Below are 24,440 nucleotides of genomic sequence, written 5' to 3'. Positions count from 1 at the left end.
TTGAAGTTAACACATAGCTCACCTCAATTGATGCCACATATTCGCTAATGATTTATCAACTTTATTGCTGTATATATTTATAAATAATGAGGTGTAATTATACTGTGCGTTTATTTGCATATAAATCAGTATCCTACTAACTTTTAACTCAGGTTTTAAAACCCCAGCCAGAATACCTAGATTTATGAAAAGACGTCTCGTCGCACAGACATGGCATTTTTTATAGGGAAGACTAGGCTTAAGGGTAAGTAAACTATAAAAAAACAGGTGAAATACTTCTCTCTTTTCAAGCCGATTGGGCATAACAATGGATTGCCATTGATGAGAGCTAAGTATGCATTCAATTAAAACCTGAAATTGCTATTACAAATAATTTTCACAGCTCTAGAGAATAGTGCTTTGTGACAACGGGGGATATATGGATATCGAAGTTTCGCGCCAGGTTGCGGTAGTGGAAGCAACTAGTGGAGATGTCGTCGTAGTTAAGCCTGACGGCAGCGCAAGAAAGATTTCAGTTGGCGATATCATCCGTGAAAATGAGATCGTGATTACGGCCAACAAGTCAGAGCTTGTATTAGGCGTTCAGAATGATTCGATTGCGGTTGGAGAGAATTGTATTGGCTGTGTTGATGAGACTGCCGCATGGACAGACGCTCCAATTGCGGGGGAGGTCAATTTTGATTTACAGCAAGCAGACGCAGGAACTTTTACTGATGATGACCTTGCTGCTATTCAAGATGCCATTTTAGGCGGTGCCGATCCGACTCAAATCTTAGAAGCAACGGCTGCTGGTGGCGGACTAGGTTCTGCAAATGCCGGCTTTGTGACGATTGATTATAACTACACAGAAACTCATCCATCGACATTCTTTGAGACCGCTGGTCTAGCAGAACAAACCGTTGATGAAGATAGAGACGAATTCAGGTCGATCACCCGTTCATCAGGTGGCCAATCAATCAGTGAAACACTGACTGAAGGCTCAATATCTGGCAATACTTATCCCCAATCTATAACATCCACAGAAACGATTATTGCTGGTAGTTTAGCTCTCGCCCCTGACTCTTTCGTACCAGAAACGCTATCCCTCGCTTCACTGCTTAGTGAATTAAACAGCGATATTACTTCAAGTGGCCAGCCCGTCACCTTCACGTATGATGCGGCGACTAATTCAATCGTTGGTGTTCAAGGTACCGATGAAGTATTACGTATCGACATTGATGCCGTTAGTGTTGGTAATAACATTGAGCTTTCTCTAACCACAACGATTTCTCAGCCAATTGACCATGTACCGTCTGTTGGTGGTGGTCAGGTTTCCTATACTGGCGATCAAATTGATATTATCTTTGATATTCAAGGCGAAGATACCGCTGGGAATCCGCTAGCAACACTCGTTAACGCACAAGTTTCAGTGTTTGACGGGGTAGATCCGTCTGCTGAAAGTGTCAATATCACTAACGTTGAAACTAGCAGCGCGGCAATTGAAGGAACATTCTCGAATATTGGTAGTGATAATCTTCAATCAGCCGTATTTGATGCAAGTGCACTGGACCAGTTTGATGGGTTGCTCAGCGATAATCAAAACACGCTTGCCAGACTTTCTGATGATGGAACAACGATTACTCTGTCCATCCAAGGTCGAGGTGAGGTTGTTCTCACTATATCTCTCGATAACGACGGCACGTACAATTTTCAACAGTTCAAGCCAATAGAAGAAGTGAGCTCGGACACGCTGTCATTCTCTCTACCGATCACGATTACCGATTTTGACCAAGATGTTGTAACCAACACTATCAACATAGCCATTACTGATGGCGATAGCCCTGTTATTACTAATGTTGACAGTATTGATGTTGATGAAGCGGGCATTGTTGGCGGCTCACAAGAGGGCACGGTGCCAGTGTCTGGCACTGGCAGTATCACCGCGGACATTTTTGAAAGTGACATCATTGACCATTATGAACTCGAACCGGCAGAATTTAATACTGGTGACAGCTTGGTTTCAAATGGCGAGGCTGTGCTACTTGAGTTGATTGATGAAACCAACGGTGTAAGAACTTACGAAGGTTATGTTGAGGTCAATGGTTCGAGAATTACGGTCTTTGACGTTAAAGTGGATAGCCCTTCATTAGGGAGCTACGAATTTAATCTGTATGAAGACCTTTCACATCAAGGCGCTGAAGATGCGCTGTTGACCTTTGCATTGCCAATTTATGCGGTTGATGCGGATGGTGACCGCTCTGCACTGTCTGGCGGTTCAAGTACACCAGAAGCTGCTGAGATTCTCGTTAATGTTAAAGACGATGTCGTTGAGTTAGTTGATAAGGTTGAATCAGTCACCGAGCCGACCTTAGCGGGCGATACTATTGTTTCGTATAACCTGTTCAATTTTGAAGGTGCAGATGGTTCTACAATTCAATCGTTTAACTACGACGGTGTTGATTACTCACTCGATCAAAGCCTGCTCCCCGATGCTACCCAGACTTTCAGTTTTACTGAAGGTGTCGTCACTATCTCATTAAACGGTGACTTCAGCTTTGAAGTCGCTCGTGATATCGACCACTCAAACAGTGAAACTATCGTCAAACAGTTCTCATTTTTAGCTGAAGATGGCGATGGAGATACTGATACCTCAACACTTGAGCTGAGTATTACCGATGGCCAAGATCCGATCATTGATTTGATCCCACCTGTGACTCTCTCTGAAACCAACCTTAATGACGGCTCTGCGCCCAGCGGAAGTACAGTTAGCGCTACCGAGACGATTGCCTTTACCGCAGGCAGCGACGATGTAGCGAGTTTCCGTATTGAGCCAACAGAGTTTAATGTGGGCGGTGCACTGAAATCGAATGGCTTTGCCGTTGAGATAAAAGAAGACTCGGCCAATCCGGGTACTTACATTGGCTTTATTACCGATGGTTCGAACACTGAAATCTCAGTGTTCACGATTGCTTTCTCTACAAGTACGTTGGGCGAATACACCTTTACCTTACTTGGAGCGCTAGACCATGCAGATGGCCTAGATAAGAACGATCTGAGTTTTGATCTTCCTGTTTATGCGGTAGATAGCGATGGCGATGATTCACTGGTGTCTCAACTCAATGTGACCATCGGTGATGATGTCCAAATTATGCAAGACGGTACGTTAGATATCACTGAGCCAAATCTAGCTGATGGTAAGGTGACGACCAACACCATTGATGTGATGCCAGCTCAAAGTGCTGATGGCGCGACGATCACTCAGTTCACTTATGATGGTCAGTTACGAACACTTGATCAGAATGACACTGGCGAGCAGCAATTCAGCTTCACGGAAGGCGAGCTGTTTATCACCCTTGAAGGTGAAGTGCGCTTTGAGCCAAATCGCGATCTAGACCATTCCGTTAGTGAAGATATCGTGAAGTCGATTGTGGTCACTTCAAGTGATTTCGATAACGACGCTCTGACTTCTACCGTAACGCTGACGATTACGGATGGTGATAACCCTACGATTGATGTTATTCCAAGTGTTACGCTTTCTGAAACTAACCTGAGCGATGGCTCTGCTCCGAGTGGCAGCGCGGTAAGCTCCACTCAAACCATCACGTTTGCCAATCAAAGTGATGATGTGGTTCGTTTCCGTATTGAGCCAACGGAGTTCAATACTAACGACGATCTTAAATCGAACGGTTTAGCCGTTGAGCTACGTGAAGATCCGGCAGGGTCGGGTGACTACATTGGTTTTACGACCAGTGCCACAAACGTAGAAACTACAGTATTCACATTAAGCTTTAATTCTGGGTCATTAGGTGAATACACGTTCACGCTCATCGAAGCGTTGGACCACCAAGATGCCCGTGGCAATAACGACCTCAGTTTTGATCTGCCTGTTTACGCGGTAGATAGCGACGGCGACGATTCATTGATGTCTCCGTTAAACGTCACCATCGGCGATGATGTTCAAATCATGCAAGATAGTACGTTAGATATCGTCGAGCCAACCGTCGCAGATTTGGCCGCTGGCACTGTGACAACCAACACCATTGATGTGATGCCAAGTCAAAGTGCTGATGGCGCAACGGTGACGCAATTCACTTATGATGGCCAACTTCGAACGCTTGACCAAAATGATAACGGCGAGCAGCAGTTTAGCTTCACAGAAGGTGAACTGTTCATCACGCTTCAAGGTGAAGTGCGCTTTGAGCCTAATCGTAATCTAGACCACACGCTGAACGAAGACATCGTGAAATCGATCGTGGTGACGTCTAGTGACTCCGATAACGATGTGCTGACCTCAACCGTCACGTTGACCATTACCGATGGTGATATCCCAACCATTGATAATGTTCCAACTGTGAACTTGTCGGAAACAAATCTGAGTGATGGCTCTGCACCAAGTGGCAGCGCGGTTAGCTCAACTCAAACCATTACTTACACCACTCAAAGTGATGATGTGACAAGCTTCCGTATTGAACCAACGGAGTTCAATGTTGGTGGCGCTTTGACATCAAATGGATTGGCCGTCGAACTGAAAGCTGACCCAACCACACCGGGTGGTTACATCGGTTTTGTTACGGATGGCTCGAACGTTGAAACCAACGTGTTCACGATTAGCTTCTCAGATACCAACCTAGGTCAATACACTTTCACCTTGCTTGAAGCGCTAGATCATGTAGATGGCCTAGTAAATAACGATCTGAGCTTTGATCTGCCAGTTTACGCCGTCGACAGTGATGGCGATGATTCATTGGTGTCTCAACTGAATGTGACCATTGGTGATGATGTTCAAATCATGCAAGGTGGTACGTTAGATATCACTGAGCCAAACCTTGCAAACGGCACAATCACAACCAACACCATCGATGTGATGCCAACGCAAAGTGCTGACGGCGCGACGATCACTCAGTTTACTTATGACGGTCAGTTAAGAACGCTTGATCAAAATGATACTGGCGAACAGCAGTTCAGCTTCACAGAAGGCGAGTTGTTCATCACTCTTCAAGGCGAAGTTCGTTTCGAGCCCAATCGTAATCTAGACCACACGGCTAGCGAGGACATCGTGAAGTCGATTGTGGTGACCTCAAGCGATTCAGACAATGACGTTCTGACTTCCACAGTGACGCTGACGATTACCGATGGTGATATTCCGACCATTGATGCAGTGCCAAGCGTTACTCTGTCTGAAACTAACCTTAATGATGGTTCAGCACCAAGCGGAAGTACAGTAAGTCAAACTGAGACGATTACTTTCACGAACCAAAGTGATGATGTGGCGAGTTTCCGTATTGAACCAACCGAGTTCAATGTGGGCGGTGCACTGAAATCGAACGGCTTTGCGGTCGAGATAAAAGAAGACTCTGCTAACCCAGGTACTTACATTGGCTTTATTACCAACGGTTCGAACACTGAAGTTCCAGTGTTCACGATTGCCTTCTCTACGAGTGTATTGGGCGAATACACCTTTACCTTACTTGAAGCGTTAGATCATGTGGATGGTTTAAATAATAACGATCTGAGTTTCGATCTGCCTGTTTATGCGGTTGATACGGACGGCGATGATTCACTGGTGTCTCAACTTAACGTGACCATTGGCGATGATGTTCAAATCATGCAAGACGGTACGTTAGATATCATCGAACCAAATCTTGCAGACGGCACAATCACAACCAACACCATTGATGTGATGCCAAACCAAAGTGCTGATGGTGCGACGATCACTCAGTTTACTTATGACGGTCAGCTAAGAACGCTTGATCAAAATGACACTGGCGAACAGCAGTTCAGCTTCACAGAAGGCGAGTTGTTTATCACCCTTGAAGGTGAAGTGCGCTTTGAACCTAATCGCGATCTAGACCATTCCGTTAGCGAAGACATCGTGAAGTCGATAGTAGTGACTTCAAGCGACTTCGATAAAGATTCGGTGACTTCAACGGTTACATTGACGATCACCGATGGCGATATCCCAACTATTGATGTGATTCCAACGGTTAGCTTATCTGAAACGAATCTGAGTGATGGTTCGAACCCGAGTGGTAGCGCGGTTAGTCAAACCGAGATGATCACTTTCACCAACCAAAGTGACGATGTTGAGAAATTCCGTTTAGAGCCTAGTGAATTTAACGTTGGCGATTCTCTCACGTCCGATGGTCTGGTGATAGAGATTAGAGAAGAACCTGCGGGTTCGGGTAATTATATCGGTTTCACGACTGATATTTCGAATACTGAAACTACCGTTTTCACTCTTGATTTCAGCAGTACCACTTTGGGTGAGTACACCTTCACGCTTCTGGAAGCGATTGACCACACGCCTGTTCAAGGCAATAACGACCTAACATTCAACTTGCCAGTATACGCGGTTGATAGCGACGGCGATGATTCGCTAATGTCACCACTGGCTGTAACTATCACTGATGATATTCAAGTGATGGTTAATGACTCTCTCACAATTGAAGAGCCAACGGTCGCGGATTTAGCGGCAGGCACGCCTACTACGACAACGGTTAATGTTCTCGATGAAGAAGGCGCTGATGGCACGACCATTACTCAGTTCACTTACGATGGTGGGGCGGTATTAACGCTTGACCAAAATGATACGGGTGAGCAAAAGTTCGTGGTTGCTGATGGGGCATTATATATCACTCTGCAAGGCGATATTCGTTTCGAACCAAGTCGTAACCTTGACCATACTGGTGGCGATATCGTGAAGTCGATAGTCGTAACTTCAAGTGATTCCGATAGCGATCTTGTGTCTTCAACGGTAACGCTAACCATTACTGATGGCGATATCCCAACGATTGACACGGTGCCAAGCGTTACTCTGTCAGAAACGAATCTGAGCGACGGATCTGCTCCGAATGCAAGTGCGGTAAGTTCAACTCAAACCATTACCTTTACTAACCAAAGTGATGACGTGACGAGTTTCCGTATTGAACCGACTGATTTTAATGTTGGTGGTGCTCTGAAATCGAACGGATTGGCGGTCGAACTGAAAGCTGACCCAACTACACCGGGTGGCTACATCGGTTTTGTGACTGATGGTTCGAACGTTGAAACTAACGTGTTTACGATTAGCTTCTCGGATACCAATTTAGGTCAATACACCTTCACCCTGCTTGAAGCGTTGGATCATGTAGATGGCTTAGTGAAGAATGATCTGACTTTTGATCTTCCTGTTTATGCGGTTGATAGCGATGGTGATGATTCACTGGTGTCTCAACTGAATGTGACCATTGGTGATGATGTACAGGTCATGCAAAACCAAGCGCTTAATATTATTGAGCCAACGGTTGCAGATTTGGCTGCGGGTACTCCGACGACAGCCACTGTTGATGTGATGCCTAGCCAAAGTGCCGATGGCGCGACAATCACTCAGTTTACTTACGATGGCGGGGCGGCAATAACACTCGACCAAAACGACACCGGTGAACAGAAGTTTGTATTTACTGAAGGTTCACTGTTCATCACCTTGCAAGGTGAAGTGCGTTTCGAGCCAAATCGCAATCTAAACCACACAGCGAGCGAAGACATCGTGAAGTCGATTGTGGTGACTTCAAGCGATTTGGATAACGATGTACTGACGTCAACGGTCACTCTGACTATTACTGATGGTGATATCCCAACCATTGATGCAGTGCCAAGCGTTACCTTGTCTGAAACCAACCTTGCAGATGGTTCAACTCCAAGCGGCAGTGCAGTCAGTCAAACTGAGACGATTACCTTCACCAATCAAAGTGATGATGTGGCGAGTTTCCGTATTGAGCCAACAGAGTTCAATGTGGGCGGTGCACTGAAATCGAATGGATTTTCGGTTGAGATAAAAGAAGATTCGGCTAATCCGGGGACTTATATCGGTTTTATTGCCGATGGTTCGAATGCTGAAGTTCCTGTATTCACGATTGCTTTCTCTACAAGTACGTTGGGCGAATACACCTTCACCTTACTTGAAGCGCTAGACCATGCAGATGGCCTAGATAAGAACGATCTGAGTTTTGATCTTCCTGTTTATGCGGTAGACAGTGATGGCGATGATTCACTGGTGTCTCAACTCAATGTGACCATTGGTGATGATGTTCAAATCATGCAAGACGGTACGTTAGATATCACTGAGCCAAATCTTGCAGACGGAACAATCACAACCAACACCATTGATGTGATGCCAAATCAGAGTGCCGATGGTGCGACGATCACTGAATTCTCATTTGGCGGTATTGTCAAAACACTCGATCAAAGCATCGTAGGTGAGCAGCAGTTTAGTTTCACCGAAGGTGAGCTATTCATCACTCTTCAAGGTCAAGTGCGCTTTGAACCAAATCGTGACCTTGACCACTCTGCTAGCGAAGACATCGTGAAGTCGATAGTGGTTACTTCAAGTGATTTTGATAACGATCCTGTGACTTCAACCGTTACGCTGACCATTACCGATGGTGATATTCCAACTATCGATGCGGTACCAAGTGTTACGCTTTCAGAAACAAACCTAGCTGATGGTTCTGCACCAAGTGCCGGCGCGGTCAGCTCAACACAGACGATTACTTTCACCAACCAAAGTGATGATGTGGTTCGCTTCCGTTTAGAGCCAACCGAGTTCAATACTAACGATGCGCTTAAGTCGAATGGCTTAGTGGTCGAACTGCGTGAAGATCCTCAAGGCTCTGGTCAGTACATTGGTTTTACTACCAGCTCGTCTAATGTAGAGACGACAGTATTTACACTGGACTTCAACTCCGGAACCTTAGGTGAATACACATTTACTTTAATCGAAGCTCTGGATCATCAAGATGCGCGTGGCAACAACGATTTAAGCTTTAATTTACCTGTGTATGCGGTGGATAGTGATGGCGATGATTCGTTAGTTTCTCAGCTTGGTGTGACCATTGGCGACGATGTGCAGTTGATGCAAGACGGCACAATCACCAGTCGTGAGCCGGCAGCAAGTGTTGAAACATCAAATACCTTTGATGTGATGCCAAACCAAAGCGCCGACGGAGCGAAAGTCACTTCATTTGTTTTCGGTGGCAATACTGCAGAAAGCCTTGATTTAAATGTGAATGGTGAACAAGAGTTTGTCTTCACGGAAGGCTCGGTATTCATTACGACGGAAGGTGAGATACGTTTCGAACCTGTGCGGAATCAAAACCATACAGGCGGTGATATTACCAAATCTATTGAGGTGACGTCTGTTGACCTCGATGGCGATATTGTTACATCGACCGTGACACTTAAGATTGTTGATGGTGACCTTCCTACAATCGACCTCGTTCCCGGGATTACGTTGTCTGAAGTGGATCTGGCTGATGGCTCTGCGCCAACGGGCAATCCAGTGACAATGACACAAACCATTACCTACACAGCGGGTAGTGACGACGTAAGCCATTTCAGAATTGACCCTACGCAGTTCAATACTTCAGGGGCTTTGCAATCGAACGGTCTAGATGTCGAAATAAAAGAACAACCAGCTAATTCTGGTAATTACATTGGCTTCGTTAAAGACGGTTCTAACGTAGAAACCAACGTCTTCACGATTAGCTTCTCGACGAGCAATTTAGGGCAGTACACGTTCACACTGCTTGAAGCGTTAGATCATGTCGATGGGTTACAAAACAATACACTAAGTTTCGATGTCCCTGTGTTAGCGGTTGATGCGGATGGTGATGATTCTGCAATGTCGCCAATGACAGTTGCGATCACCGATGACGTACAAGGCGTTCAAGATGGTACCTTGAGTATTACGGAGCCTTCATTAGCTGATTTGGCATCGGGTACGCCACCTACGACATCAATCATTGATGTTATGCCAACGCAGAGTGCTGATGGCGCGAAAGTGACACAGTTTACTTACGATGGTGGCACCGCTGTAACGTTAGACCCAAGCATCTCTACAGAACAGGTCTTTACCGTAACCGATGGCTTACTGTACATCACCATTGAAGGGGAGGTTCGTTTTGAGCCGAACCGAGATCTTGACCATTCATCCGGCGACATTGTAAGAACGATTGTCGTCACCACCAGTGATTTTGATAACGATACAGATACCGCGGACGTCACCTTGACGATCAAAGACGGTATCGATCCAGTAATTGACGTGGTTCCAGATGTTAACTTATCGGAAGTTAACCTAGCGGATGGCTCGACGCCAAGTGGCTCTGCGGTCAGTTCGACTCACACAATCACTTACACCGAAGGAAGTGATGATTTTAGTCACTTTAGAATTGCGACCAACGAATTCAATCCGGGCGATCTGTTGAAATCAAATGGCCTTGTCGTTCAATTAAAAGAAGATCCTGCTTCTGCTGGTGACTACATTGGTTATACCGATGATGGTATGGGTAACGTTACCGATGTATTTACCATTAGCTTTGATAGTGCAAACAAAGCTCAGTTTACATTTACCTTGATTGAGGCGCTTGATCACCTTGATGGCGTGCTCAACAACGACCTTACTTTCCGCTTACCTATTTATGCTGTTGATACAGATGATTCTGAGTCAACAAAGCGCGATGTGGTGGTTACGATAGAAGATGACATCCAGCAAATGCAAGATGGCTTCTTAACCATTACCGAGCCAAATTCTGGTACGCCAACGACAAGTACCGTTGATGTGATGCCAATACCAAGTGCAGACGGTGCGACTATAACGCAGTTTACGTACGACGGTAGCTCTCCAATTACTCTGAATCAGAGCATCAGTGGTGATCAAGAGTTTGTTTTCACTGAAGGTTCATTGTTTGTGACATTAGATGGTGACGTAAGGTTTGAGCCAAATCGAAACCTTGATCACTCTGCGGGAGACATTGTTAAGTCAATCGTGTTCACGTCTTCAGATTTTGATAACGACATCTTCTCATCAAAAGTCACTCTCACCATTGTTGATGGTGATGGGCCAACAATCGACGTTGTACCGGGTGTGGCATTGTCAGAAAGCTTACTTGCTGATGGTTCTACGCCTAGCGTAAACCCTGTGAGTATGACTCAAACCATTACTTCACTTGCAAGCAGTGATGATATTGCTGAAATAGTGGTGGAAGTAGGGCTATTCAATACCAACGGCGCGTTGAAGTCGGATGGTTTGTCACTGAGTTTGCGTGAAGACCCTGTAAATTCAGGCGACTACATTGCATTCACGACGGATGGTTCGGGTGTTGAGAAAGTAATCTTCACTCTGGATTTTGACGATACGAATCCGAGCCAATATACGTTTACTCTACTTGAACGTTTAGATCATGTTGATGGTTTAGGAAATAACGATCTGAGCTTTGATCTTTCTGTTTACGCAGAAGATACCGATGGTGATATTTCAGCGTCTAAACCGCTTACAGTCACCATCACCGATGATGTTCAGCTGATGCAGTCAGGTGTGCTCAACATTACTGAGCCAACCACGGGAACACCTACTACAGCAGTCTTTGATGTGATGCCTGCGCAAAGTGCAGATGGCGCCACAATCACTAAGTTTACCTATGGCAGCCAACCCGAAGAGTCTCTGGTACAAACTGACACGGGTGAGCAGGAATTTGTGTTCACTGAAGGTTCTCTGTTTATCAATCTCGAAGGGGATGTACGTTTCGAACCTAACCGTAATCTCGATCATTCGGGTGGTAACATCGTTAAAACCATTACAGTGACATCGGAAGATAAAGATGGCGATATTGTCACTTCGACTGTAACGCTAACTATTGCAGATGGCGCGCCACCAACAATCGACACCGTACCGACTGTCGCGTTGGCTGAAGCAAATCTGATTGATGGTTCTTCACCGGGTTTACCTGTTAGCCAAACTGAAACCATTACTTTCACAGCAGGAAGTGATGATGTGAGCCACTTCCGTATTGATCCGGCTCAATTCAACACATCAGGCGATCTGAAAGCGGATGGTTTGGTGGTTCAGTTAAAAGAAGATCCTCTAAACAGCGATAATTATATTGGTTACGTTGAAAGCGGCGGTGTCCAAACGGATATCTTCACCATCACCTTTAGCAGCGTGGTTCTAGGAGAGTACACATTCACCTTGTTGGAAGAGTTAGATCACCTGCCTGTACAAGGTAACAATGATCAAATCTTCACCTTGCCAGTGATCGCAGTCGACAAAGACAACACTGATTCAGTGATGAAACCCCTTACCGTGACGATTACCGATGATGTTCCAACCATTACTGATACCACTGTCGCGAGTACGTTTGTGGTTGATGAAGATGACTTGGGCGCTCTGGCACAAGCGACAGGTTCGTTTGTAACCACAGAAGGTGCAGACCAAGTCGAGGTTTACGAACTACGTAATATATCAACGTTGGAAGCCACGCTATCGTCGGGCAGTGAAGGTATTAAGATCGCTGAGATCACAGGTGCTGCTAACACGACCACCTACCAAGGCGCAACTGACCCAGGCGGAACGCCAATCTTCACATTAGTGCTGACTGATGATGGTGCTTACACGTTTACCTTGCTTGGCCCTCTCAATCACGCTACGACACCGAGCAACCTCGATACACTCACAATACCGTTTGATGTTGTTGCTGTTGATGGTGATGGTGACGATTCTAACCAATATGTATTACCAATCGAGGTGCTAGATGATGCGCCCGTAATGACGGCGCCGACGGGTGAAACGGTTGTTGATGAAGACGATCTTACTGGTATTGGTTCCGATCAATCTGAAGATACCATTATCAATGGACTGTTCACTGTTGATGAAGGTGCGGATGGCGTTGTGCTGTATGAGCTGGTTGATGAATATTTGGTTCTGACGGGCTTAACCTCTGATGGAGAAAGCTTAGAGTGGCTAGCTGTTTCACAAAACGGCACAACATTTACTTACGTTGCTCAAACTGCAACGAGTAATGAAGCCGTGTTCGAGATTATTTTCGATACCTCGGATAACAGCTACCAATTTGAATTGTTTAAACCACTTAAACACCCTGATGGTGCAGATGAAAATGCGATTGACCTTAATTTCTCTGTTGTTGCAGAAGATTTTGATCAAGACCAATCAAACGCGATCGATTTAAAAATCACGGTTACTGATGATGTTCCGTTGGTGACAACTCAATCGATTACTCGTCTTGAAGGGCAGGGTTACAACAACTCTAAAGTCGACATGTTTGCTAATGCGACGGATGTGGGGGCTGATGGTGCGGTACTGAGTCGAATTGAGGGTATCTCAAATAATGGTGCAGATATTGTTTTCCAAAGAGGTAATGCGACTGATTACAGTGACGCATTAAATCTTCAAAGCGGAAGTCGAATTATCCGCGTTTATGAGCAAACCGATGATGGCAATGGTGGTACTCAGGAAAGGCAGCTTGGTACTTTACGCATCAACTCAAATGGTGAGGTTGAATTTAGAGCTAACGGATATCTCGATCATGACGGCCTAGACACTATCGACTTCTCGATTAACGTGATTGCGACGGATGGCGATTTAGACACCTCTGAAACACCGTTAGATATTACGATTACTGATAGGGATTCTACAAGAATTGCGCTGAAAGTGACGACCTTCGAGGATGCGGGTAGAGACTCAACCATACCTTACGCAACAGGTGATGAGCCGACTCTTGAGAATGTTCAAGATAACCAAAATGGCTTGCCGAATGCGCCAGCGCAAGTTGCGCTGCAAGTTAGTCTGTATGACCAAGATAACGCTGAATCTATTGGGCAGTTGACGATTAAAAGCCCGAACGGAGGTGATAGTCACCAAGGTACTTTTTATTACTTTGATGGTGCTGACTACATTGAATTAGTGCCTGAGTCAAATGGGAGCATTATATTTGGCTCTCCTGAACTCGAACAAAGCTTCGCTCCAAACCCGAGTGAACCAAGACAAACTATCGCGACGATAGACAACCTGTTCTTTGTTCCAGACCAACACGCTAGTTCGGATGAAACTGGTGGGCGAGTTCGTTATGAGCTTGAAATTGAGAAAAATGGCACTACGGAGCACACCATTAACTCAAACTTCAGAATCGAGATTGAAGCGGTAGCGGATATTGCGACTTGGGATGATTCCAACAGCACGTATCAGTATCAAGTCAACGAAGATGAAGACAATGTCACGTTGCAGCTGAACGCAGAATCGCAAGATAACAGTAATACTGAGACGATTACCTATGAACTTGAAGCCGTTCAAGGCGACGGGAAGTTTGAGTTACTTGATCAAAATGGCAATGTGTTAACGCCCGTTAATGGTGTTTATATCATCGCATCTGCTGATATCAATAGCACCGTAGTTAACCCTATTGATAACTTCTCAGGGCAGATTGAGTTCAAAGCGACGGCAATTACGGAAGAGACGCTTAACCCATACGATGATTCAGCCAGCGGTGGAGCAAACGATAAGACGACGGCTCGTTCTGTGGAACAAAGTATTGTTATTGATGTGACCGCCGATGCGGACCCTGGCACATTCAGTGTTAGTCGAATTCAGATCAACGAAGACAATATCGATGATCCAGATTACGTCGGGCCTTTGGACAATAAAGACGCGTTCACGCTAGACGAAGTTATTACCATGACAGGTTCGGTCGATTCTGACAGTTCTGAAGAACTGTTTGTGCGCATCAGTAATGTTACGGAAGGAGCAGTGCTTTACTTCTTAGGCACCACGACAGTCGTTCCGACCATCACGATCAATGGTGTGGATTATCAAGAAATCGCGTATTCCGATTTGGCTAACGTTGAGGTTGTTCCAACTAAACACAGTAATGTCGATTTCACCTTCGATGTCACGGGTGTGGTCAAAGATACGGCAAATCTATCCACGGGCGCCCAAGTCGATGAGGAGATATTAGGAACTAAAACCGTCAACGTTGAAGTCAAAGGCGTTGCCGATACTCCTTATGGTGGAACGAATGGCACGGCTTGGAGTGCAATTACAGATGGCACTACATCTGGTGTTCAAACCACGATTCAAGAGAGCCAAAATGGTGATACCTTTGCTGAGCTTGATTTCACCGTGTTGTCGGGAGAGAGAAGACCAGATACTGGCACTACACCATTAGCTGACGATGGGTCAGAATCAATAACCGTTATTCTATCGGGTATACCCGATGGCGTTGTTCTAGAAGACGGTGACGGAACAGTGATTGACCTTAACTTTGTCGGTTATGAAACCGGACCGGGCGGTAGCCCTGACTTGTCCAAACCTATCTACGAAGCGAACATTACTGAGGCGGGTAAAACTTCAGGCATTCGCATCAGACCTGTCGACTCTTCAACCGAGAATATTCACATTCAAGGTAAAGTGATTGTGACTGAGAATGATGGTCACACGCTTACGTTTGATCAAGAAATTAGAGTGCTAGTCGAACCTAGAATCGATACCTCTGCGACGTACAACACGGTTACTAATGGTGATGAAGATACCGCTATCAACATTGACTGGCACCCAGAGGGTACTGACTATATTGATAATGATGAGCATTTCACTTCTATTGTCATCAGTGATATTCCAACGGATGTTGAAAGTGTTGTGGTTAATGGCGATGTCACTTGGGTTTACGATGCTGCCGCAGGCACTTTAACCATCACACCTAAGAGTGGCCAGACGCCAGAAGAGTTCACTCAAATCGCGCTGAACAATAACTTCATCCAAATCACTCCAGCTCAAGATTCAAGTACTGATTTCACGCTTGATACTGTTGTAATGATCGAAGAGCGAGATCATGAATACGTTGATGCTGGCAATCCTGGTCAAGGCATCGTTACCGCGACGATTAACGGTTCTATTGATGTTCAAGTTCGACCTGTGGTTGAACCAGAAGACGCCGCCAACAAGCTTGTCGTCAATCAGGTTGCGGGTATTATAGATCTAACAACAGTGGTTGCGGATGCTCTGACCGGTGTCCTCAAATTTACAACCAACAGTGACAATACATCGGTAACGGATGAATTCGTCATTCGTTACGAAGAAACTGATACTTCGTCTGCTATCGAAGAAGTGGACCAGTTAGTTATTCAATTGACAAACGTGGACGACTCGGCGCTATCAGATGATGTGCTCAATCAGTTACTTGTTATTGGAGCTGCTTATGAAGGTAATGGTCGTTGGGTTGTAACCAATGAAGATCTGTTTAGCATCAGTGCACCGAACGGTCTTGCTTTTCCACCTGTATCAGGCACCGCTGGCGTTTTCAATGACATCAAGATGACCATCTTTAGTACAGTAGTTGATCGCGGTGATGGTGTTGAAATTGAGTCATCCCCTGCGGTTCAAAGGGAAGGCGAAGTTAATCTATCGTTCCCTCAAGTGCTTGTTGGCGGGAATGAGGTGGCTGCAGATATTACGATGACACCAGATAGCGTTGTCGATGCTATAGAAGATACACAGCTAGACTTAGGAGCTGCACTAAATAGTTTGATCACTTTCTCTGGCGAAGATGCTTCAACAGACCAAGTGACCATCATTATTGATGACTCAGTTACTATTAATCCAGGAGGCACCTTCCCAATTAGTTTGTCGGGAAGCAGTGAAGTCGATTTCGTTAATGGAAAGTATGTCTTTGAGACGACAGTCGACCAAGGCGTTTCAACGGACTTTTCTGGGCTGTTACTGGACCTACCAGCGGACTACTCTGGTGACTTTAAGTTACCACTAACCATTGTGACCAAAGACCTCCTTTCAGGTGATGAAAAAACCTTGGTGACCGATGTGGTAATCAAAGTCGCGCCAGATGTTGAAGGCAACCCAGACATCGACGTTACAGTCACAGGCTCATTGGACGACTTGTTTAATCCTGTCGATACTGATGGCCAAGCTGGGCAAGATCCAGTTGGCTACGAAGATACCTATATCCAGCTTGATTTCAGCTCAACTATTACTGACCAAGTAAGTGGGGTTGAAGGTGGTGACGAAAAATTCACATCTATTACGCTGACTTTGGATGACACGAGTGTCGGTGCGTTTTATACCAGCGCGGGTGTATCTCTTGGTACAACGGTGACCTTCGATGAAGCTCAGATCAACGCGGGTGCTTTAGATAACGTCTTGTTCAGAGCTGCTCCTAATTATCCAACGGGTAATGACGTTAATCAGGTTCAAGTGAATGTCAGCGGGACAATTACCGACACGGCTACCTACAATGAGACAGCTTCTCCTGCTGGCAGCGCAGTCGATACGGATACTTTCTCTACGAGCGTGAACTTTGAAGTGGTTCCTGTCGTGGATGATGTCCTTGTCACAGGACCGGGCAGTGATCCGGATGTTATCGAGATTACAGGTAATGAAGACCAACTTATTTCCTTGTCAGGTACGGGGCCAGTATCGATCGCATTGACTGACCTTGATGGCTCAGAGCAGTTCGTTTCGATTAAGTTCACGGGTGTACCCGATGGCTTCTTAATGAGTGCAGATGCTGCCTCAACTTACACAGTGAAGAACAACGGTGGTGGTGAATGGAGTGTTCAACTGCCTCAAGCATCAGGACTGTCATTCGACCTGAGTGAGCTGTCGATTTTACCGCCGAAAAACTTCAGTGGTACGGCTGAGTTTGGTGTTGAAGTCTTCACTCAAGAATCTTTGTTGGGTGTGCCAACTGCGGCGGCAAACTTGCCAAGCTTCAAACTGCATGTGGTACCTGTTGGCGATGATGTTGATACCAACCCAACTGACTCTGTGACTGGCAATGAAGGTCAAAACATTGATATCGAAATCAATGCGACGATTTTGGATAAAGAACTATCGGCAACAGGAAGCGGAACGTTTACTGAAAATGCACCTGAAACACTTCGAGTTGAAGTGGCGGGTGTGCCTCAAGATGCTTCTATTTTCTATCCAGACGGCACGACATTGGCTAGTTACGATTCGGGGACACAATTATGGACACTTGATGTTCCTGCTCAGTCGCTCGATAAGATCGTATTTAATTCGGGTGAACACAACAGCGATACGGGCAATGTGCTTGGCATTAACGGACCATTGCAAATTACGGTTCGCTCTGTAGATACAGACGCTGACAACACCGAATACTTAGGCACGCCAACCAGCTTCGATGTTGATTTAGTGATTGATCCTATCAACGATCAACCGACGTTTGTGAATGTGACCAACATTGAAACGGCGGAAGATATTAGCATCGCTATCGATAACTTCAGTATCTACGATGTTGACGCTAACTTTGATAACCCAGATACACCTTATGTTCTTACGTTACAAGTGGATCAAACACTGCCGGGAGCGCAAGGTGTATTTGAGTTTACGAGCTCACCTGATGTGACGTTTGTCTTGCAACCTGACGGCTCTCTTGTGATTACAGGTAAAGAAGCTGACATCAATACCGCATTGACCAATGGGGTCGTGACTTTCAAACCCGACCCAGACCAGAACTATCTCAACCAGAGTGGTTTAGTCACGATCAATGCAACGCTCGATGACGGTGGTAATAACGGCTTGATTGACGCGGGTGATCCGAATACCGCTCAAACCAATCAAACTACGTTCACCATTAAGGTGACGGAAGTGAATGACGCTCCGGTCGCGACTGATGTGGATTTAGGCTCGATTGCGGAAGATGGTCAAATCGTGATTGTTGAAGGTGACTTGATTGCAGCGAGTTCTGATCTAGAAAACCATAACCTCACGGTAACCGGCGTAACTCTTACTCAAGGGCAAGGTCAGCTAACGCGCTTTGAAAATGCTGGTGGTGCTGATGACGCTGGGATTACGGGGCCATTCTGGATATTCATTGCAGATAATGATTTCAACGGCGACGTTAAATTCAATTACTCCATTATCGATGATGGTACAACCAATGGTGCGGATGATTTTAAAACCGATAGCGCTGAAATCAGCCTTGTGGTGACAGAAGTCAACGACCAGCCAGTGGCATCGGACATTGATTTGGGCACCATGCTTGAAGAAGGACAGCTGGTCATTAAAGAGGAAGACCTGATTTCCGCAACCACTGATCCGGAAAACGACACGATTACTGTGAACAGTTTGGTGCTCGATCAAGGTCAGGGCCAATTACAACGCTTTGAGAACGTGGGCGGTGCTGATGATGCTACGATCACTGGCCCGTACTGGGTATTTACCGCAGCCAACGAATACAACGGTGATGTTAAGTTCACTTATACCGTTGAGGACGATGGTACAACCAACGGCACTGATGATTTCTTAACAGATACCGGCGAAATTAGCGTTGTGGTAACGGAAGTGAATGATCAGCCAGTGGCAACAGATATCGACTTAGGAAACATCCTTGAAGAAGGGCAGTTGATCATTAAAGAGGGCGACTTAATTACAGCGACGAGCGATCCGGAAAACGACACGATTACCGTGACTAATCTGGTGCTCGATGAAGGCCAAGGCCAATTACAGCGCTTCGAGAACGTCGGTGGCGCTGATGACGCTATGATTACTGGCCCGTACTGGATATTTACGGCTGCTGATGAATACAACGGTAACGTTAAGTTCACCTATACCGTCGAGGATGATGGTACAACCAACGGCGCTAATGATTTCCTAACAGATACTGCAGAGATCACAGCGATTGTCGACGGAGTGAACGATACGCCTGTTGTTAATGGTGACAGTGTCACTACAATTATTGACGAGGATGCTGGTCAGCTATTGAGTGGTATCAATGTTAGTGACCCAGATTATGTGGATGCATTTTCTAATGACTTAATGACAGTCACGCTGACAGTGGATTACGGTACATTGAACGTATCACTTCCGGCAGTGACGACAGTGATGGTCAACGGCAACAACACTGGTTCGGTTATCTTAGTTGGTACTTTGAGTGACCTGAATGCGCTGATTGATACGCCAACCAGTCCAAACGGTGTCTACCTCGATGCGAGCTTGTCTCCAACCAATAGCATTGGCTTAGAAGTAATCGCCAAAGACAGCGGTAACCCTTCTGGTATCGCGATTGAAACTGCACCAGTGGTTTATAATATCGCAGTGACACCAGTCGCTAATGCGCCAACCTTGTCTATTGATCCGGCATTTAACTATGTGAGAAACATTACGACCAGCTCATCTGTGGTCGCTAATAGTGGAGTCGCTTTAGTTGGAATTGTCGCTGCATTGACGGACATTACTGAAGAGTTAACGTTGAAGATTAGTGATGTTCGGGTTGTGTTGATGTAACCAGTGATGTGGGTACGGTTTCGTTGGTGGGTGATACTTGGATAGCTACCGCTGATGCGATCGATAGTCTCAGACTCGTCGAGCAGTCATCATTAGGGAAGCCGTTAACCCCGGGTAATTACACCTTGAAAGTTGAGGCGGTATCTGAAGAGGCGGACAACAACGATATTGCAATATCTCAAAACATCGATCTGAATCTCAATATTGTTGCCAATCCAATAGATCTCGATCTGTCTTCTGAAACAGACGATGTGCAACTTTTAGCGAGTAACTTTGATACCAACCTCACTGGCGGAACTGGAAATGACCGACTTGTAGGTGGATCGGGTGACGATACGCTGGTTGGCGGTGACGGTAACGACACACTCATTGGTGGCGGCGGTTCCGATATTCTAACTGGTGGCAATGGTATGGATTCGTTTGTATGGCTCAATATTGAAGATGGCGTTGAAGACACCATTACCGATTTCAGCCTGTCTGAAGGAGACCAAATCGATCTCCGTGAAGTATTACCTGAGCTGAAGAATACATCTCCAGACATGTCTGCATTGCTACAACAGATAGACGCGAAAGTGGAAGGGGATGATATTGAACTAACGATCAATCCTGATGGTTTAGGGACCACAGAACAGGTGATTGTGGTTGAAGACCTTGCGCCACAACTAACCTTAAGTGGCACCATGCCGTCAGACATTCTGGATGCGTTAGTGCAACAAAATGTCATCACTCACGGTTAACGCCAAATTGGAGGCTAGCTATTAGAATCTAACGATTAAACTAAAAGCGAACCATTTAACCATAACGAAAGAGGCCAGCATTGCTGGCCTCTTTTTTGTCACTGTATAAATCGTAAAGAGTTACTTAAGAGAGTTGTGGATCAGGAACTCTTCTTCGACGCCTTTCAATTTCATCTCATCCATAATGAAGTTCACTGTGTTCAACAAGCGTTGTTCACCTTTTGGTATCAGGTAACCGAATTGACTGTTGGTAAACGGTGTTTCACAGCGTGCCGCTTCAAGACGTTCGTCCGTCACTTGATAGAACAGACCTTCAGGAGTTTCTGTCACCATTACATCAACTTTACCTTCCGCAACGGCTTGCGGAACGTCTAGGTTGTTCTCGTAACGCGTAAAGCTCGCGTCTTGCAAGTTAGCATCCGCAAAAATCTCATTAGTCCCGCCGATATTAACGCCAACACGCACAGAAGAAAGGTTCACTTTTTCAATGCTGTCGTATTGTCCAGCTTTGCCTTTCGCGACTAGAAAACACTTACCAAAGGTCATGTAGCCTTGAGTTTGTTCAGCGTTTAACTGGCGCTGCATTTTACGTGTGATACCGCCCATCGCGATGTCGTATTTATCGCTGCCTAGGTCGGTTAGCAGATCTTTCCATGTGGTACGAATAATCTGTAATTCAACGCCTAACTGCTCTGCAACATGTTTGGCTACGTCAATGTCATAACCAGAGTAGGTTTTGCCGTCGAAGTAAGAAAAAGGTTTGTAGTCGCCTGTGGTGCCGACGCGAAGTGTGCCTGATTTTTGAATGTCTTCTAGCTGGTCAGCTTGTGCGACACCAGAAAGTGCCAGAGCAATGGAAGCAAGTAATAGTGATGTTTTTTTCATTGTAATTATCTGTTGTGTTTATGTTGTCATTCAAAGTAACAGAAACAATCAGAGAAAGAGATCAAACCATTGGAAAGGTTGTAAAAGAAGATAAAACGAGGGCAGGAGATAGGTAACTTTATTGATTTGTGAACATTGATAAAGATGTGTTTCATATTCCATTTTGATAAACCGTAGACAAACAAAAAGCCCATGTTATCGAATAACATGGGCTTCATTTTGGTTTAACTTGTTAGCTGCTTATTTAGCTGTTTAGCTGTTTAGCTGTTTAGCTGTTTAGCTACTTAGCAACTGACTCGTTGTTCATCTTAGCCGGAGCTTTAGATGCGTTAACCAGTAGGATACCAACGGTGAGTACCATCGAACCACATAGTAGGAACAACAAGCGTCCTGTTGGTTCGTTTGGAATCAGAGCCATTGCTAGGATACCGAAACCTGCTGTGCTGATAAGCTTACCAAGCATTGAACGCTGTTTAGTATCTAGGTTCTGCTGCTCTTCACCTTCCGCTACTAGCGGCGTATTCCAGTTAGTGAATAGTTGGTCAACTTCTTTCTCACGTTCAGGCGATAGGCCTTTGTAGAAGCGAGAAGTTAGGATGAAGTAACCACCAGTAAACACTACGTGAGCAGCTAGGCTAAGACCCACTTTCAAGTCGCTCCATTCACGGCCAGTAAGCGCTGTTTCCATACCGAATAGGTGCTCGATGTCTTCTGCTTGAAGAGAGATACCGAAGATGTAAGAAACGAAGCCACCAACGATTAGCGTAGACCAACCAGACCAGTCAGGCGTCTTACGAATCCACATACCTAGTAGTACAGGAATCAGCATTGGGAAGCCAATTAATGCACCCACGTTCATTACGATATCGAACAAGCTCAAGTGGCGTAGTGAGTTGATGAACAAACCAATCGCGATGATGATGATACCCATCATGATAGTGGTTAGCTTACTTACGATAACCAGCTCTTTCTGAGTCGCGTTTTGGCGAAGAATAGGGCTGTAGAAGTTCATTACAAAGATGCCAGCGTTACGGTTCAGACCTGAATCCATAGAAGACATTGTTGCAGCGAACATTGCTGACATAAGAAGACCAACCATACCTGCAGGCATTACGTTCTGTACGAATGCTAGGTAAGCTGCATCACCCGCTTTATCACCCATTGAAGCGTACTCCAATGCGAAATCAGGCATGAATGCACTTACGTACCAAGGTGGTAGGAACCAGATTAGTGGGCCAACAACCATAAGGATACATGCTAGGCCTGCCGCTTTACGTGCGTTTTCACTGTCTTTTGCACATAGGTAACGGTAAGCATTGATGCTGTTGTTCATTACACCGAACTGCTTCACGAAAATGAACACAACCCAAAGTACGAAGATGCTCATGTAGTTAAGGTTATTACCTAACATGAAGTCGCCGTCGAAGTTTGCAACGATGTTAGTTAGGCCACCACCGTGGAAGTAAGCTGCAACCGCACAAGTAATCGTAACCGCCATGATAACGAGCATTTGCATGAAGTCAGAAGCAACAACCGCCCAAGAGCCGCCTGTTACTGCCATCAATACTAGAACCATACCCGTTACCACAATGGTTGCTTCCATTGGGATGTTGAATACCGCTGCTACGAAGATAGCGAGACCATTTAGCCAAATACCCGCAGAGATAAGGCTGTCAGGCATACCTGCCCATGTGAAGAACTGTTCAGACGTTTTACCAAAGCGCTGACGAATAGCTTCGATCGCAGTTACCACACGAAGTTGGCGGAACTTTGGAGCGAAGTACATATAGTTCATGAAGTAGCCAAAAGCATTGGCTAAGAATAGGATTACAATAACGAAACCGTCATTGAACGCGCGTCCTGCGGCACCTGTAAACGTCCATGCTGAAAACTGTGTCATGAAGGCGGTTGCACCAACCATCCACCACAACATTTTGCCGCCCCCTCTGAAGTAATCGCTGGTAGAGGTGGTGAACTTACGGAACATCCAACCAATCGCGATTAAAAAGAAGAAGTAGGCGAGAACAACAAAAGTATCGATAGTCATCTTTTCAGCCTTTTAAATATCATAATTAACTGGGCTTAGATTAACGCGTTCAAAGGCTTATTTGTACTACAATATGTCTTTAGTATGATCTAGGTCGCATTGATTTTTGGGTACACACGGTAAGTTAATTTAACCTTCTGTTTTTATTGATTTTAATTGTCTTTGTGAATTACTCTAGATCCAAGACAAATTGAAGTCTAAATGTTTATATGTATTACAATATAAGTAATGAGGCTTTGGTTTGCCTTATTTATAAGATTTTAATTATAACCGTAACAAATATGCTACAACTGAGCGTGGTTGTGCGACGGGATTCACGTTAAGTCTCAGTACTAAATCGCAAAATATTGTTTCTGGCATTTAAGTGTAGCTTATTGTTTTTATGTCGCTATTTTGTGTTTGTCTGCGGTTCTGTAGCCTTTCCATGCTATTGATTAATTTTTTCGTGCTAGAGAGACGCGTATTTGGAATGTTTGTCACTGAGTCGGCGTTAAATTGGACGACGGGACACACTTTCGGCTCACTTTGTCTATCGTGGTCTTCAGTGCATGCTATGAGAGATGTTTGACGACGTATTTAAAAGGAATATTGTCGGATAAAGGGATGGGTAAGGAGCTGGATAAGCGGTAGGGAGCACCAGTAACGCTTCGCTAGATGCATACTGAGGTCGCTTGAAAGCCTTACATCACTCGTTCTTGCCTGTCTTAGT

General features: G+C 45.3%; 4 protein-coding genes. 2 read left to right on the top strand and 2 right to left on the bottom strand.

The genetic code is table 11. The features are described 5' to 3' along the window. Window positions 1-418 precede the first annotated feature (418 nt). Both M4S28_RS11015 and M4S28_RS26615 read left to right on the top strand, forming a co-directional pair. Entirely contained in the window at window positions 419-20,062 is a 19,644-nt protein-coding gene (locus M4S28_RS11015) for a retention module-containing protein (protein ID WP_249631803.1), read from the top strand. A gap of 8 nt (window positions 20,063-20,070) precedes the next feature. Then, a complete protein-coding gene (locus M4S28_RS26615) occupies window positions 20,071-20,799 on the top strand; it encodes a calcium-binding protein (RefSeq protein WP_445329531.1) in 729 nt (242 codons plus the stop codon). A gap of 120 nt (window positions 20,800-20,919) precedes the next feature. Here M4S28_RS26615 and M4S28_RS11005 read toward each other — a convergent pair whose 3' ends face one another. Both M4S28_RS11005 and M4S28_RS11000 read right to left on the bottom strand, forming a co-directional pair. Next, complete coding sequence (locus tag M4S28_RS11005) at window positions 20,920-21,684, bottom strand: transporter substrate-binding domain-containing protein (protein WP_249631802.1); 765 nt, start codon at window positions 21,682-21,684, stop codon at window positions 20,920-20,922. A 280-nt stretch (window positions 21,685-21,964) separates the two neighbouring features. Beyond that, complete coding sequence (locus M4S28_RS11000; protein ID WP_065606762.1) at window positions 21,965-23,731, bottom strand: sodium:solute symporter family transporter; 1,767 nt, start codon at window positions 23,729-23,731, stop codon at window positions 21,965-21,967. Between the last annotated feature and the right edge of the window lie 709 nt (window positions 23,732-24,440).

The sequence above is a fragment of the Vibrio sp. J383 genome, assembly GCF_023503985.1.
GTDB classification, from domain to species: Bacteria; Pseudomonadota; Gammaproteobacteria; order Enterobacterales; family Vibrionaceae; genus Vibrio; species Vibrio splendidus.
This window is presented reverse-complemented; position numbering and strand designations above follow the sequence as displayed.